The organism is [Pantoea] beijingensis (genome assembly GCF_022647505.1).
In the GTDB taxonomy this organism is placed as follows: Bacteria; Pseudomonadota; Gammaproteobacteria; order Enterobacterales; family Enterobacteriaceae; genus Erwinia; species Erwinia beijingensis.
This window is the reverse complement of record NZ_CP071409.1, coordinates 2,977,489-2,993,256: the sequence shown is the minus strand read 5'-3', so window position 1 is coordinate 2,993,256 and position 15,768 is coordinate 2,977,489. Positions and strand designations below refer to the sequence as shown.

Here is a 15,768-nt window from a genome sequence, read left to right as displayed (position 1 = left end):
GTGAGATGGTAAAGCCGCTGACAGGCAATTCGCGACCACGATCGCGTTCCATAAAAAGATGTCGACCTGGTTTTGTTAGGGCGCGAACAGCAGTACTATCCTGTGCATTATTTCGAGAGTGACGATGAGTATGTAATAAATAAATAGCCGTCAGAAAATTCTATCAATTTATTTTTCACAATGTTAACGTCTTACTTTATCTTGCTGAGATACATGCATGAAAAATCTCATTGCCGAATTATTATTAAAACTTGCTGCAAAAGAAGAAGAGTCAAAGGAGCTTACCGCTCAGGTCGAAGCATTGGAGATCGTCGTGACGGCGATGTTACGGAAAATGGATGAGGTCCAGCGCGAGGAAATTAATGCTGGCATCGAGGATGCTATCCAGAAGGCCGCACACGATGCTTCCGCCAATCAACAGGACGCATCGTTATTACAGGGATATGTACAAAAACTGCTGACTCACCCCCGGTTTTAATTCCCTTCTCTGATAAATTGTGATTCTGCTTGATCATTATTATATAACGTGTGTCTGCATGCCGGGCATTCGATTATGTTATTTATCGAGACGATAAGAGCAGAGTAATTTTATTTTTGTGGCTATTGCCTTTCATTATTTATAATAAAGGCAGCTTGTACTATCTGTCGCTGAGGCTACGTCCGTATTGACTCATCATTTATCCTAACTTGTGATACTGGCCTGCTTACCAGGTCTCACGTTTTTCCGCTCTCTGAATAATGTTATTTATTATTCTATTGTGGGCCTAATGACGAGCGGGACTCACGAGAAACTGTACAGCGGTGCTGATTAACAAGGACGTGCCGGGTTTCTTTTCAATGCGATCCGTTGCTTTCGCACACTGCATGCAGAGTTGGCGTACGTTTTGTGGGGAACGGGCGGCGATTTACCGCTAAATTGCGGTTTGTATCGGTGAGCGGTTGCTTGATGGGGCAACGGTTATATAAGCCAAAAGTTAACGAATCGGGGCCGGTATGAGCCCGGAACGACCCCGATGACGGCGTTATTTTTTACTTAATGCTTCTGACTTCGCCATGCATTGTCGCATCGCTTCGATCACCGCCGAGCGGAAACCTTTGTCTTCCAGCACTTTCACGGCTTCAATGGTGGTTCCGCCTGGCGAACACACCATATCTTTCAACTCGCCCGGATGTTTACCCGTCTCGAGCACCATCTGTGCGGACCCTTTTACGGCTTGAGCGGCGAATTGATACGCCTGCGCGCGTGGCATGCCACCCAGCACAGCGGCATCGGCCATGGCTTCGATAAACATAAAAACGTACGCTGGTGCCGATCCACTTACGCCTACCACGGCGTGGATCAAATACTCAGCAACCACTTCTGCTTTGCCAAAGCTGTTAAATATTGCAACGATTTCATCGGTTTCTTCCTGCGTCACTAACGCGTTAGGGGTTACCGATGTCATTCCCTGGTTGACCAACGCAGGGGTATTTGGCATAACACGAACGATCTTACGATCGTGGCCTAACGCCGTGGCCAGCGAGTCGAGTGTTACACCTGCGGCAATCGAGACCACGAGCGTATCTTTATTCAGGCTTCCAGCCACATCCTTTAGCGTTTTCAGAATCGCATTGGGCTTTACGGCGCCAAACAAAATATCGGCCTGTTTGGCCACTTCTTCAGCGCTGTTGCCAGGCGTAATACCATATTGCTGTTGCATCGCCTGATTGGTTTCGGGTTTATGATCGAATACCCAAATGTTCTCAGGTTTGATTTGTCCACCGGCCACCAGACCGCCAATAATGGCTTTAGACATGTTGCCGCAGCCGATGAAACCTATCTTTTTCTCCAGCATCTCTTTTCCTTTATGCATTCGGTGATCGCGCCATCTAGCTTACGACATTCTTCACCGTAATCCAGCGTCGATGACGTTAAAACTGACGGAATAGGTACTGCCAACAAGCGGAGAATGAAAGCCATGCCGACCAAATAACAGACGAGATGCACGGCGCATCATCATGTCGCCTGCGTAAATAGCCAGATTGATTGTTCAACGCTCGGGTCCCTCGTTTGGAACTGAGATAAAATGGCCGTTCGCTGATTCTGTCAGAAAAGGGCAAACGACGGGAGAACCCGGCATGGAAGACGGCGCAAAGGAGGATGATATGATGCTGTACGTTTGGACATCCCGACGAATAACGCGGCTCACCAAATAAAGTTTGCCATTCAGGAAAAGAACGGCAAGATAACCAGCATGGCGAAATGTGATTAATTCCATTTATAATCAACCTTATGCGTGATTCAAACTGTTGACAGGACAAGTTATGCCAATTTGGGTGGATGCGGATGCGTGTCCAAAAGTGATTAAAGAAGTACTGTACCGTGCGGCAGAGCGCGCACAGATTGAGGTGACCTTCGTGGCGAATCAGACATTAACGGTACCGCCATCACGTTTTTTACGTACTCTGCGTGTACCAGCAGGTTTTGACGTAGCGGACAATGAAATTGTGCGCCGTGCCGAACCGGGAGATTTGGTGATTACCGCTGATATTCCGCTGGCTGCTGAGGTCATCGAAAAGGGCGCGATAGCCCTGAATCCCCGTGGTGAACGGTATAGTGAAGCGACGATTCGTGAGCGTTTGACGATGCGTGACTTTATGGACACGCTACGCGCCAGCGGCGTGCAGACCGGTGGGCCTGCGACGTTAAACCAACGGGATCGCCAACAATTTGCTAATGAGCTGGATAAGTGGTTACAGGCGCTGCGCCGCGCGTAGTGCTGCAGCGGCTTTGCCGGCGCCTGGTACCGTTCAGTGGATAGTTGCCGCCGGAACGGGCTCGTTACTGTTTATATAAAGCTATCATCATTGCTGAAGTCGTCATCAAAGCTGTCGTTATCCAGGCCGTTGTCATACTGCGTCAAATCGCTATCCTGATTAAACTGCGTGTCGCGGCTACCATAATTAAAGGTGTCCAAATTATTATCTGCCACATCGGGCAGCGGTGGCTCATTGATAATATTTACAATCTCTTCTGGCTGCGAATGATGAAACAAGCTGGTCAGCATATCGGCCATGACTACGCCACCCGCCACTCCAACGGCGGTTTGTAGGGCACTGCCAAGAAAGCCCGTTGCGCGGGATGATGTCGCAGGCGGCGGGGCATAGGTTGGCGAGTTGGGCGCGCTGTTCCCGCTGAAGCCCGACGGTGGGGGCGTTTGCCGCGCATTATTGCTGCCCCCGCCAAACAACCCGGCAAGAAACCCGCCGCTACTCTGCTGAGGCTGTTGGGCGACCCGGCTTTCCAGTTCATTAATACGTTCATTCAGCTTTTTCATCGCCGCTTCCTGAATCAGGATAGCCTGTGCCATGTAATAAGGTGCTCCGGGCTGTTGCTGAATTTGTTGATGGATAAGTGTTTCCGCCGCAGCATCGCGGGTGCCTGATTGGGTTTCCGCCTGTTTCAGACGGCTAAACAGGTTTTCAATAAGACGTTGTTCTTCACTCTGCACAGGAACCTCCGAGGTGCGGCTATTGATATGCGCCATTGCGATGGCACGCGTACCTGCCGAATATATTGTTTAAATTTGCCGGATGTGGATGCGATATCTTCCGTATTCAGCAACAGGCGAGTGTTCTCATTTTGGTCCAGCAGGGGAGAAAGTAAATCAGCGTCGCGTAAGTAAATGTTGCGATTGAAAAATACGATAAAATGACGCATCGATGCACAAAATGTGCATCGATTATTCATTTAAATTCAATTGATTATCGTATTTTGTTGCATGCTTCAGGGGTTTTCATGCGTTACGTCTGGTCCGGTGAAAAAATTCTCGGTATGATGCGACGCAAAGATGACCTGTTTTACCCCGTTGTTCGCGAACGATACATGTTAACAACGAGCCTGAGGATGTGCCTTTATGTCGTTACCCATTTACCTGATCGGTGCCCGCGGATGCGGCAAGACTACCATTGGCTTCGCGCTTTCGCAGGCGCTGGGCTATGCGTTCAGTGATACCGATCATCATCTCCAACAAATGACTCAGCAGACCGTTGCCGATATTGTTGCCGCTGAAGGATGGGATGGGTTTCGCCAGCGGGAAACCGAGTCGCTGATGGCGGTTACTGCGCCGTCTACGGTTATAGCGACCGGTGGCGGAATGGTGCTCGCGGAGACGAATCGTCAGTTTATGCGTGAGCATGGGCGGGTCATTTATCTCAATGCAGACCCAAGGGTTTTGGCTGCGCGCATAGAAGCCTCTCCGCAGGAAAATCAGCGCCCTACCTTGACCGGGCGTCCTATTACTGAAGAGATGGCTGAGGTTTTATCGCAGCGCGATGCCCTCTATCTGCAAACCGCACATCACGTTATTAATGCTATGCAAGAACCTGAAAGCGTTGTGAACGCGGTGCTGGAAACGCTCTCCATCGCACGCGCCAGTTAATATTAAACCGTCCCGATTCACCGGGACGGTTTGTCTCACCCATTTCTCTCCTGCTTTTCTCTGACTCAGAACATTCCGTCTTCTTGACACTCTCACGACAGGATCGCGCGCATTGACTATGCTTAATAAAAGCGTCAGTGATGTTATTGGCTGGCCAAAGAGTGGGGCATTTATCGAAGAGGGAAGATTTTATGGCGTCAAGACCTCCATATCCACGCGAAGCGCGTATTGAAACGGTTGAAAAAGGGGCGGCAGGTCAAACCGTAACCTGGTATCAGCTCCGTGCCGATCATCCCCATGAAAATACGCTAATCAGTGAGCACCAGACCGAACAGGAAGCGCGGGATGCCAGAGCACGTTATGAGGATCGCACGAAAGAGTGATGCGCATATCAAGGTGAAGTTACCCATGCTATTCAGTGCATTATGCTTTTGACAGAGGATAATGTGGTGAATTTACATGGGGCTGTCAGGTATTTCCACGTTATTAATCCTGGGGATAAGACGCAGTAACATTTCTTGCGGCTTCCTTTCAGGTATCAGAAAAAAATAGCGCTTGACCCTGTGATAACGGGCCTTTATTTTCTCGTGACAATAAACAGGAACTCAGTTCCATATAGTGGAACAACGATATGTCCACCTTAGAAAATGCGGCATCGGTACTGGGATTATTTAATCATTATGGCGTGACTCAGGGACATACTGGGCTTTCATTTACCGAAGTGGTGTCGGCACTTTCCCTGCCAAAGAGTACCGTCTCGCGTTTGCTGACGACGATGGAGGCTCAGGGTTTTCTGGAACGCGACCCGGAGACGCGGAGTTTCCATATTGGACGGGTTTTACTGTCAGCTGCCAGTCATTATCTTTCCACACCGTTGGTCGATAGCGCCTCAACGTTGATGGCGCAGCTGTCGGTAGAATCACGCTGTACCTGTTATATCTCGGTGCTGGAAAGGCGTGAAATTATGGTGATGCGTATGTTTCAGGGACGGCAGTTTTTGCAGGTGGTCACTCCCGCAGGTAGCCGTTCACCAGCCGCTGAAACCTCAACGGGGCGAGCGATTCTGGCTCGTTACAGCAATGATGATGTCCGCGAACTTTATAAGAATGCATGGCCAGAAAGGGGAACAGGCAATTCGCTGCCAGAGCTTGAATCTCTGATAGAGAAGCTTGAGCTTGTTCGCCAGCAAGGCTGGGCGCTGGCATGTAATGAAAGTTTACAGGGGATCAGCTCGATGGCGACTGCTGTAACGAATAAACATCGTGGTGAGACGGTTGGATTAGGGGTGACTTTTCCGTCGCTTGAAACTTCTCCTTACTATGCCCGCCCAGTTCTTGATGCATTAATGTGCGTCGCCAGACAGCTTCGCAGCAACTTTGGCGATCGTGATTTTCATAACTAATTGATTGAATTATTGAATTATTGAATATCTGACGTCGAATACGCCGTAGAGAGAAGCGCCTCCCGCAGATAAAAAATCGGCGGCTATCCCTGAATGACAGCAGGCATAAGAAGACCCGGAAAGTATTATGAAACACACGTTAGTCACTCTGACCATTGGCGCTACGCCGCGTAACGATATTTTGCCGTTGCTGCTTGAATATATGACTGAGGAGCAGATTGCGCATGCTGCATTGTTGGAAGGATTAACCGCCACCGAGATTGAACGCCAGTATGCCGCTGAACACCATGAAAAAGTGCTGATATCACATTTGCCCGATGGTTCGCAGGTATTGCTGTCCGTGGCAAAGGTAGAAGCGGGATTACAACGAAAGATCGTCGAGCTGGAAGCTGAAGGAGTGGAAACCATTTTGTTGCTTTGTAGCAATGAACTCAGCACTTTGCATGCTCGCCGCGCGGTATTATTGGAGCCAGATCGTCTTATCCCGCCCCTTGTGAAATCTATCGTCGAAGGCCATCAGGTCGGTATTGTGGTACCGATGATTGAGCAAATCAAACAGCAGAGTATCAAATGGAAAAGCTTGAGCAGGACGCCATGTTTTGCCGTCGCCAATCCGTATCATGAGGATAATGATGGATTGATTGACGCGGCGCTTTCCCTGCAGGAGCAGGGGGCTGACGTTGTGGTACTGGACAGCCTGGGTTATCAGCAACGTCACAGTGACCTTCTACAAAAGCTGTTAGGTATTCCTGTACTGCTATCAAATATGTTGTTGGTTAAACTGGCCGCTGAGCTGCTGGTCTAAGCATGTCTCACCGCTGATTAATTTTACGTGACAGAGGCTTAATCAAACCTCTACACTGATTTTCCACCCATTTTCAGGTTTTGAGGGAAGTGACATGCTTGAGGTTAGTGAGTACTTTGATGGAAAAGTGAAGTCAATTAATTTTGACAGTGCCAGCACTGGCCGCGCTAGCGTGGGTGTGATGGTTGAGGGTGAATACACTTTTGGGACGGGACAACCGGAAGAGATGACGGTTGTGAGTGGCTCAATGAAAGTGCTGCTGGTGGGTGAAACGGAATGGACACTGTATAAGGCGGGCGAGGTATTTAACGTACCGGGGCACAGTGAACTCCATCTGCAGGTTGCTGAGCCGACGTCTTACCTGTGCCGTTATCTGGCTGATAAGTAATTATTGCTCGCGGTTGTCGGAGCCCTGCTGCCAGGGCTTTGACGGCTAAACCATTTCGGTGACCCCCGCCGAAATGGCCTGGCAGGGTCGGAACGCGTCGGCCCTGCGTCGCCTTTTCGATAGCCCCAGTGCCCGCTACGCAGGTTCCTCTGAACTACGTCTTTTCGATAAGAGCCCGGGAAACATTCCCCTTGATACAACCTGAATGCCTTCAGGTATTAATCTGTGTCTTAACGGCGGCGGAAGGTTGCAGTTATTGGGCCAATCCTGCCGCTCATTAGCGCGATGCTTCGCCGCCCAGAGCTTCAATCAGGTTGCTGATCAGCGCGGCCAGTTCCCCCGTCATCAGGGTAAAGTCTGCGTCGAAACGTAATGCAAAATCTTCCCGATCGATATCATCATTCTGTTCACGTATCGTATCGGCAAACTTTAAACGCTTCAGCGAACCGTCATCAGAAAGCATTAATTGAATGCGCTCCTGCCAATCCAGTGCAAGCTTAGTCACCCATTTTCCGGCTTCAATATGATTGGCGATCTCATCGCAAACCAGATCCTGTTTTTTACAGCGGATAACGCCACCGTCTTCCAGGATCGCTTTCAGTTCGGCCTCATCCATCAGCGCAAAACCTGCTGGCAGTTCACCGGATCGGACCCACTCTGTTAACGTCATTTCAATCGGATTTTCCAGCGTCAGGGGAACGACCGGCAACGAACCAAGGCTTTTACGCAGTAACGCCAGCGTATCTTCTGCTTTCTTCGCGCTGGCGCAGTCCACCATAATCAAACCATTAATGGTATCAAGCCATAAAAATGTCTGGCTAAAACGGCTGAAAGCACGTGGCAGCAGACTGTGCAGTACCTCGTCTTTCAGTGAATCTTTTTCAGTTTTCTTTAGTTTTCGCTGCTGTTCGGCTTCAAGCTTTTCGATCCTGGCTTCCAGCGCCTGTTTGATGACCGGAGAGGGCAGGATCTTCTCCTCTTTACGTGCGCAAATCAGGATTTGGCCGTTATTTACGTGCGTCAGCGCATCGCCTCTTGAGCCCATCGGTGAAACCCAGCCGGTTTTCGCCATATCCTGGCTACCGCAAGGGGTAAAGGAGAACGCATCGAGTTGTTTTTCCATGTCATCAACGGACAGGGGAATATCACGATTCAGACGATAAACCATCAAATTTTTAAACCACAACATGGTGTTTTCCTTTGCCGGGGGGCGCATTCAGGCGCACAAGTCTCAAAGTCAGGGCGCATGATAACGAAACATCGCCGTGGTTTCATTGCCTTTCCTGGACTGGGCCTCTAATGTATTTGACTCTGCGTCGAATAATGAGGAATAAAACGTGCGTATAGGCATTGATCTGGGTGGAACGAAGACGGAAGTCATCGCGCTGTCAAGCGAAGGGCTGGAGCTGTTTCGCCACCGTATTGCCACTCCGCGTGATGATTATCGGAAAACGCTGGAGGCAATTGCCGGGCTGATCCGGCTTGCTGAGGAAAAAACCGGTCAGCAGGGCAGTATCGGTCTTGGTATCCCTGGTACGCTCTCGCCATTTACCCGGAAGGTAAAGAACGCGAATTCGACCTGGCTAAATGGCCAGCCGCTGGATAAAGATCTCGCCGCGCTATTACAGCGTGAGGTACGGGTTGCGAATGATGCTAACTGCCTGGCCGTTTCGGAGGCGGTTGACGGTGCTGCGGCGGGAAAATCGACGGTATTTGCTGTGATTATCGGAACAGGATGTGGGGCCGGTATTGCTTTAAATGGGCGTTCGCATATTGGTGGCAACGGCAATGCGGGCGAGTGGGGACATAATCCACTGCCGTGGATGGATGAGGATGAGCTGCGTTTTCGCCAGGACGTGCCCTGTTATTGCGGCAAATCCGGTTGTATCGAAGCCTTTATTTCTGGGACGGGATTTGCTACCGATTATCAGCGCCTGAGTGGGGCCGCGCGTCAGGGGGCGGAGATCGTGAAACTGTTGGAGCAGCAGGATGCACTAGCGGAGTTAACGATGAGCCGCTATGAGCTGCGGCTGGCAAAATCTCTGGCGCACATCGTCAATATCCTTGATCCCGATATTATCGTGTTGGGCGGTGGGATGAGTAATGTCGGGCGATTATATCAGACCGTGCCTCAGTTGATAAAAAACTGGGTGTTTGGTGGTGAGTGTGAAACCCCCATTGTGCAGGCCAAACATGGCGACTCCAGTGGCGTACGTGGCGCGGCGTGGCTATGGCCTGTTGAATAATTGCGCTGTGGCGCTGGCACCGACGGGTACAATGCCAGAAACGTGCCGCGTCCGTGGGGACGGAGCATCGCGGCATGGTCAGTGGAGACGGGGAATGCGCGTATTACTTTTTGCCTGGTTTAAACCAAAATGACAGCGTGTGCGGTAATTTTTCCGGTGGCGGAGGTAACCCTTTTGTCGTACCAACTACGCTCCACGCCTTCAGACAGAGTGCTTCATCGCCTTGCGTGCGAAGCACGTTATAACGTCCCTGGCGGTATTCTGCGGTGATCAGACACTCGCGGCCGTAATAGCGATCGGCGCCGATAAAGTTAGTTTGTAGACGCCATTGCATTTCGTGAAAGTAGCTACACAGCGCGTTATCACCTGCCATTTTCCCGGGGCAGTTTTCTGTTACGCGGTCGCGGTCGGGTAAATTAGCCTGAGGTTTCCCCCCCGGGATCTGACAGGCGCTGAGTAGCAGCGCACTGAGCGCCGCCATCAGGGAAAAACCATAACGCAACATCTCTACCTCAAGGGACACTCTGCTATTAATGCCCAACCATATCCGGAAGCCATCCCTGGCGAAAGGGCGATTAAACTGAAAATGGCGACTCCAGTTTGCTGTAGCCCAGCCCGTTGACTTTGCGCACTTTTATTTGTACCGGAATGCGTTCTTTCATCGCCTCGACGTGACTGATTACGCCGATGGTTTTGCCGCTGGCATTAAGCGCATCCAGCGCATCCAGCGCGGTATCCAGTGTTTCGGCATCCAGCGTGCCAAAGCCCTCATCGAGGAATAGCGATTCAATCCGCGTTTTATGGCTGACCAGATCGGAGAGAGCCAATGCCAGCGCAAGACTGACAAGGAAACTCTCTCCACCGGACAGTGTGCGGGTATCGCGCTGGGCATCGGCCTGCCAGGTGTCAATCACCTGAAGTTCCAGCATCTCCTGTGATTTTCGCTGTAAAAGATAGCGGCCATGTAGACGATTGAGCTGATTATTTGCCAGCCATACCAAATGATCCAACGTCAGACCTTGGGCAAATTTTCTGAATTTATCACCGGTACTGGAGCCGATCAGTTGGTTCAGCAGGCTCCAATCGTCTACCCGCTGCTCTTCAGTGGCAATTTGCTCTAGCAGCGCCTGCTGCTTAATACGTTGCTCGCTGTCGCTCTGTAGCTGTTGGCGTACCTGACCTTGCTGTTGCGCGTTGTCACGTATTTCTGCACGGAGTGCGTCAATGTGTTCGCTGAGCTGTCCCTGATGCATGGACAGATTTTCTGGTTGCCGGGCTTGATGCTCCTGCTGTGCTTTCAGCGTCTGTTGTTCAACCGCAGCGGCTTGCTGGTGTTGACGTTCCAACCGTTGCTGCTGTGCCCGCAGTTGTTGCATTATCGTCTCATCCAGTAAAGCAGCACTCAATGCGGCTTCATCAGCAAAATGGCTGTTTTGTAGCGCAACGCTAAACTGGTTATTTGCCTCTGTTAACCGCTGCTGTAGCGTATGTAACTGCTCACTTAGTGATTTATGCTGTCCGGTCAGGGTATTTATCTGATTCTGTGCCGTCAGCCAGCGCTGTTGCATTGATGCACAATGGCGATCTGCATCATCACTGGCCTGCTGTAGCTGTTGACGAACAGTTTGCACCTGACGCTCACCAAAGAGTTGCAGACGTTGCTGCTGCAATTCATCACCACGTTGTCGTAACGCTTGTTGCTCTTGCTCTAAGCGGGCGATATGTTGTTGCAGGTCACTCAGCGCATTGGCCAGCGCATCCTGATTACCCTGGAGCGATGCCTGCTGTGGCGCGAGCTCGCTCAGGGCGTGTTCACTTTGCTGCCAGCGTTGCCACTCATCCTGGCGAGTCTGCAGCCAGCTTTCGACCTCATCGCGGCCAGGCGGTGTCAGCTGATACTTTGCCAACTCTGCGGTAAAGTCATCCTGCTGTTGCTGAATCTGTTGCCGTTCCAGAACGCACTGTTTTTGCAGCTCCTGGTACGTTTGGCGTAGATTTTCTTCTTGTTGCTGCGCCAGTTGCTGTGCCTGATGTAACTGCTGTATTGCCTGCTCCCGTTCGGTTAAGGCATCTTTTGCCTGCTGCCGTTTGCGGCCAGCCTGTTCATGCCGGAGCAATATTTGCTGTTGGTACGCTTCCTGTTGCTCCTGCTGTGCCAGCCAGTCATTGAATGCCGTTGTATCCAGCGGGCTAAAGGTGAGTGCCAACTCACGAGCAATCGTCTGCCATTGTTGGGTCAGTCGGGCCGTGTCTGCTTGGTTCTCTTTTATCTCCTGCTGCAGGTTTTCTGCCTGTCCGGTGAGTAGCTTAACCTGCTCATTTTTTGCTGTACCCTGTTCAAACAGCAGGTGAACCTCTTTTTCCAGCGCCTGCAGGCGCTGTTGATTTTCAGACGGCACGAGCGCGCGATATTCTTCAATCGCGGGATGTGACAAAGCGCCACAAAGTGGACAGGGCTGATTTTCCTGCAACTGCGCACGATAGTGCTCTAGGTCGGCAATGTGCTGTTCCAGCTTGCAGCGTGCTTCCAGATCCTGATAGTGCTGTTTTCTGTTTTTCCATTCACTACGCAGCGTGAGGAGTTGCTGTCGATCACGCTGTAACTGACTTTCCAGCGTCTGTTGTGTCTGTTGTTGTTTCTGCTGGCGCTGGCTGAATTGTAATAGCTGTGGGGAAAGCAACGCCAGCTGCTGCCGATGCGGCCGCTGCCGCGCTAATTGATCCAACGTATCGCGTAAGATAGCTTCAGGGTACTGCTGTTCCAGCGCGGCCAGCGCTTGCTCCGCGAGATCAAGCTGCTGCTGAGCAAGCAGACGTCCGGCGTCCAGCGGTGCACGTTGGGCGGCAAGTTGTTCCCGCATCTGCTGCTGTTGCTGCAGTCGATTTACCTGTTCTTTTTCACGCGTTAACAGCGCAGACAGCGTTTGTTCACTTTTTTGCTGTTGTGTAAAGCTGATGCGCCAGGAACGCAGTGAATCGCCCCATTGGGCGATAGCACTGTGGCTTTCACGCCACTGCTGGTGCTGCTGCTGTAACTGTTGCAAGTTGGCTAACTGGTTTGCCTGTTGGTGCTGAGCCTGCTGTTTTTTCTGTAATGAAAGTTGGTGCTCACTTAGTGTTTTGGCGTGTTGTTCGCTTTGCTGGCGTAGCGTAGCAATCTGATTATCAAGCGGGAGGATTTTGTCACTGATCAACGCCTCCTGCTGCTGACGCTGTTTATTCAATGTACTGCGGGTCGTTTCTGCCTGCTGTTGCTGTTCACTGAGCGCGTGTAGCTGGATGCTGCCCTGTTGTAGCTGCTCGCTAAGTTGCTGGTGTTGTGCTTCCTGTGCGTGCAGATCTTGCTGCTGCTGGTTACGCCATTGCCACAGCGGACGCAGCTTTTCGGCGGGTTCGGCCTGCGCCAGCTGTAATCGGGCGGGCTGAGCTTCATGCCACGCCTCTTCAGCTAACAGCCTCGCGCGCTGCGCCTGCGCGCCGTCCTGCTGCAGTTTATCTTGCTGCATCAACCACTGCTGTTCTAACTGGTGTTGATGCAGCGCTGACGTCAGTACCTGCTCCTGTGCACTGAGCTGCGCTTGCTGTTGCGTTAACGCTTCATGCATTGCATTGTCGAGTAGCGCCATGCCGGATGCGTGAGCGCGAAGGGTTTCCAGCGCCGTGCGCGCGTTTTTATGTCGCTCAAAGACTTCGGCTGACAGACGGCCGTAAATTTCGGTTCCAGTAAGTTCTTCAAGTAACGCGGCACGCGCGTTGGCGTCTGCGTTAAGAAAGGCGGCAAATTGTCCTTGCGAGAGCATCATTGATTTAGTGAAGCGATCGAAATCGAGACCGGTTAAGGCCTCGGTCATCTTCAGTTTGTCATTCACCTTATCGGCAACAATGCGATTATCAGCGCAACGTGCCAGCTCTACGCGTGGCGCCTGTAAGTTACCGCTTACTGCACCGCGCGCGCGATTTTGGCTCCAGAAAGCACGCCAGGCCTCACCTTTCACTTCAAACTCTACTTCGGCTAAGCAGTCGGCGGTATCGCGTGTGATCAGATCGTTTTGCGACTGAGAGATTTTTCCCAGCCGTGACGTTTCATGGTAAAGCGCCAGACAAATAGCATCGAGAATCGTCGTTTTACCGGCACCCGTTGGACCGGTGATGGCAAACAGGCCGTTGCTGGCAAAGGGCTCTGAAGTAAAATCGATTTTCCATTCGCCTTTCAGCGAGTTGAGGTTTTTAAAGCGTAGCGTCAAAATTTTCATGGCTGCGCCTCATGACGAATTGCGTCCAGCGTTTCGGCAAACAATTGTTGTGCGCGTTGCTGGCGTTCGGATGGCATCTCTTCTTCCAGAGCAAGGCGGCGGGCAAAGACGTCTTCCACGCTCAATTCGCTCAGTGTTTCATTATCCTGCCGCGCAATCACCCGATCGCGCTGCTCACGGCTGCGGCGTAATAGGACGACCTCTACCGGCAGCCCTGCGGTGAGTTCCTGAATACGACGTTGCATTTCGCTTAGGTACTCTTGAGTGGCGATTTCAATATCAAGCCAGATGGTTTTTCCATTGCTGTCCGCCTCAAACTGCAGCAACTGCTGCTCTATTTCCTCCAGCGATCCTTTGATCATCCGCATGGGCTGAAAGCGGGGAATGGGCAGGGTATGAATGTGGTCTAGCGTCGATTGGTTAAACTCCAGTAAAAAAACGCTTTTCTCTTTACCTAGCTCATCAAAGCTGAGCGGAATGGGGGAGCCAGAGTAGCGAATACGATCGTTATTCGCCACGCGCTGGGCGCGATGAATATGTCCGAGGGCAATATAATCTGCGGGGGGAAACGCCTGAGCAGGAAAAGCATCCAGCGTTCCAATGTAGATATCGCGTACGGCATCACTTTGGGTTACGCCCATGGCGGTTAAATGACCGGTCGCGATGATCGGCAGCGAAAGGCCGAGCGTTTCACGGTGTGTTTCCGCCTGCCGGTAACAACGCTGATAGTGTTCAGCGATGGCGTCCAGTAACGTTTGCTGTTTGTCTCGTCCCGATTGTCCCGCCTGGCTATGAATAATATCGCGCGGACGCAAAAAGGGGATTGCACAAAGGAGTGCACCGGGCTCGCCCTGCCGGTTTTTTAACAACAGCACCTGGTCGTCGATATTATCGCTGGCGGCAGCAATGACACGCGTATTAAGGCAGGCTAACAGCTCGCGCGATTCATTCAGGGTGGCCACCGAATCGTGATTGCCACCCAGCACGACCAGTTGGCAGCCTGTTTGCTGGAGTTGAACCACAAAGCGGTTATAGATTTCACGCGCGTAACTCGGTGGCGAACCGGTATCAAAAATATCACCGGCAACGATCACCGCATCAACCTGATGTTGTTCTACGCTATTTAACAACCAGTCGAGGAAGGCCTGATGCTCAGGAGCCCGACTTTTGGTATAAAAAAATTGACCTAAGTGCCAGTCCGAGGTGTGAATAATGCGCATAAAATTCCCTGCAAAGCACAACGCGATGTGCCGATTATACCCTAAATAATTGGCGTTGCAGGGGAAGCGGAGCGAGTCAACTCATCCGGTAAGATGACATGATTGCTTATTCATTCCGGGGGGGAGAGGGCGATTATGCCGATATCAGACTGTGACAGTTGCCTGATCAGGTGTAGGTAAGCCCCAGAACAGGCTGTTTTCATGCCGTCGGGGCTGTCATTAAAGAGTATTAAAGGCGGCACCTACCCGTGCATTTTTCATAAATATGTCATAAAACTGACGCATAATGACGCCGCAAATCCCAGTGACAAATGGTCACATTCGCAGGAGCAATAATGGCTAAGCGCATTTTGGTAGTCGAAGATGAAGCCCCAATTCGTGAGATGTTGTGTTTCGTTCTCGAGCAAAATGATTATCAACCGATTGAAGCAGAAGATTATGACAGCGCGATCAATATGCTGATCGAACCCTGGCCGGATTTAATCCTGCTTGACTGGATGCTACCGGGTGGCAGCGGTATTCAGTTTATCAAACACCTGAAGCGCGAAGCGATGACGCGTGAGATCCCGGTAATGATGTTAACCGCCCGGGGCGAGGAAGAAGATCGCGTTCGTGGCCTGGAAGTCGGTGCGGATGATTATATTACCAAGCCATTTTCACCGAAGGAACTGGTTGCACGTATTAAGGCAGTGATGCGCCGTATTTCACCGATGGCGGTAGAAGAGGTGATTGAAATTCAAGGGTTGAGTCTTGATCCTTCATCGCATCGAGTGATGGCGGAAACGACGCCACTTGAAATGGGACCAACAGAATATAAGCTGTTGCACTTTTTTATGACTCACCCGGAGCGGGTTTATAGTCGTGAGCAACTACTGAATCACGTCTGGGGTACCAATGTATACGTTGAAGACCGTACCGTTGATGTTCATATCCGCCGTTTGCGTAAAGCGCTGGAGGTGACGGGCCACGACCGCATGGTTCAAACCGTACGCGGGACGGGGTACCGTTTCTCCGCTCGCTATTGATCGGGGTC

General features: G+C 51.3%; 15 protein-coding genes. 9 read left to right on the top strand and 6 right to left on the bottom strand.

Features of this window, described 5'->3' with window-relative positions; translation table 11 throughout:
* Positions 1–217: 217 nt before the first annotated feature.
* Positions 218–478 (top strand): anti-adapter protein IraP, encoded by a 261-nt coding sequence (iraP, locus tag J1C60_RS13610; protein WP_128179262.1) that lies wholly within the window; start codon positions 218–220, stop codon positions 476–478.
* A gap of 544 nt (positions 479–1,022) precedes the next feature.
* On the opposite strand, the gene proC is transcribed toward iraP, so the two are convergent.
* On the bottom strand, positions 1,023–1,835 hold the full coding sequence (gene proC / locus J1C60_RS13605; protein ID WP_128179263.1) for a pyrroline-5-carboxylate reductase: 813 nt from the start codon (positions 1,833–1,835) through the stop codon (positions 1,023–1,025).
* Between the two features lie 469 nt (positions 1,836–2,304).
* On the opposite strand from proC, the gene J1C60_RS13600 reads away from it, so the two are divergent.
* The gene (locus tag J1C60_RS13600) at positions 2,305–2,757 is read left to right on the top strand and encodes a YaiI/YqxD family protein (protein WP_128179264.1); all 453 of its coding nucleotides are present in this window, start codon (positions 2,305–2,307) and stop codon (positions 2,755–2,757) included.
* Between the two features lie 71 nt (positions 2,758–2,828).
* On the opposite strand, the gene J1C60_RS13595 is transcribed toward J1C60_RS13600, so the two are convergent.
* Complete coding sequence (locus tag J1C60_RS13595; RefSeq protein ID WP_128179434.1) at positions 2,829–3,491, bottom strand: DUF2076 domain-containing protein; 663 nt, start codon at positions 3,489–3,491, stop codon at positions 2,829–2,831.
* Between the two features lie 405 nt (positions 3,492–3,896).
* On the opposite strand from J1C60_RS13595, the gene aroL reads away from it, so the two are divergent.
* The 5 genes from aroL (at position 3,897) to ppnP (ending at position 7,016) form a co-directional block, all read left to right on the top strand.
* Positions 3,897–4,421 carry a shikimate kinase AroL gene (gene aroL, locus J1C60_RS13590; RefSeq protein WP_128179265.1) on the top strand — a complete coding sequence of 175 codons (525 nt, stop codon included), beginning with the start codon at positions 3,897–3,899 and terminating at the stop codon, positions 4,419–4,421.
* Positions 4,422–4,612: 191 nt separating this feature from the next.
* A complete protein-coding gene (locus J1C60_RS13585; protein WP_128179266.1) occupies positions 4,613–4,804 on the top strand; it encodes a YaiA family protein in 192 nt (63 codons plus the stop codon).
* A gap of 248 nt (positions 4,805–5,052) precedes the next feature.
* Positions 5,053–5,823, top strand: coding sequence for an IclR family transcriptional regulator (locus tag J1C60_RS13580; protein WP_128179267.1), 771 nt, complete (start codon positions 5,053–5,055; stop codon positions 5,821–5,823).
* A 127-nt stretch (positions 5,824–5,950) separates the two neighbouring features.
* The gene (locus J1C60_RS13575) at positions 5,951–6,628 is read left to right on the top strand and encodes an AroM family protein (RefSeq protein WP_128179268.1); all 678 of its coding nucleotides are present in this window, start codon (positions 5,951–5,953) and stop codon (positions 6,626–6,628) included.
* A 94-nt stretch (positions 6,629–6,722) separates the two neighbouring features.
* Positions 6,723–7,016 (top strand): pyrimidine/purine nucleoside phosphorylase, encoded by a 294-nt coding sequence (gene ppnP / locus J1C60_RS13570; protein WP_128179269.1) that lies wholly within the window; start codon positions 6,723–6,725, stop codon positions 7,014–7,016.
* Positions 7,017–7,293: 277 nt separating this feature from the next.
* On the opposite strand, the gene rdgC is transcribed toward ppnP, so the two are convergent.
* Positions 7,294–8,205, bottom strand: coding sequence for a recombination-associated protein RdgC (gene rdgC / locus J1C60_RS13565; protein ID WP_128179270.1), 912 nt, complete (start codon positions 8,203–8,205; stop codon positions 7,294–7,296).
* Positions 8,206–8,353: 148 nt separating this feature from the next.
* Here rdgC and mak point away from each other — a divergent pair, with 148 nt between their 5' ends.
* The gene (gene mak, locus J1C60_RS13560; protein WP_128179271.1) at positions 8,354–9,262 is read left to right on the top strand and encodes a fructokinase; all 909 of its coding nucleotides are present in this window, start codon (positions 8,354–8,356) and stop codon (positions 9,260–9,262) included.
* A 103-nt stretch (positions 9,263–9,365) separates the two neighbouring features.
* On the opposite strand, the gene J1C60_RS13555 is transcribed toward mak, so the two are convergent.
* From J1C60_RS13555 to sbcD, 3 genes are read right to left on the bottom strand one after another with little or no spacing between them, the layout of a single operon-like run.
* On the bottom strand, positions 9,366–9,803 hold the full coding sequence (locus J1C60_RS13555; protein WP_235859184.1) for an energy transducer TonB: 438 nt from the start codon (positions 9,801–9,803) through the stop codon (positions 9,366–9,368).
* Between the two features lie 34 nt (positions 9,804–9,837).
* Positions 9,838–13,515: an SbcC/MukB-like Walker B domain-containing protein gene (locus J1C60_RS13550; protein ID WP_128179272.1), complete on the bottom strand. Its 3,678-nt coding sequence runs from the start codon at positions 13,513–13,515 to the stop codon at positions 9,838–9,840.
* Entirely contained in the window at positions 13,512–14,735 is a 1,224-nt protein-coding gene (gene sbcD / locus J1C60_RS13545) for an exonuclease subunit SbcD (protein ID WP_128179273.1), read from the bottom strand. Before sbcD ends, J1C60_RS13550 begins: the two co-directional genes overlap by 4 nt.
* A 335-nt stretch (positions 14,736–15,070) precedes the next feature.
* Here sbcD and phoB point away from each other — a divergent pair, with 335 nt between their 5' ends.
* Positions 15,071–15,760, top strand: coding sequence for a phosphate response regulator transcription factor PhoB (gene phoB, locus J1C60_RS13540; RefSeq protein ID WP_128179274.1), 690 nt, complete (start codon positions 15,071–15,073; stop codon positions 15,758–15,760).
* The last annotated feature ends 8 nt before the right edge of the window (positions 15,761–15,768 follow it).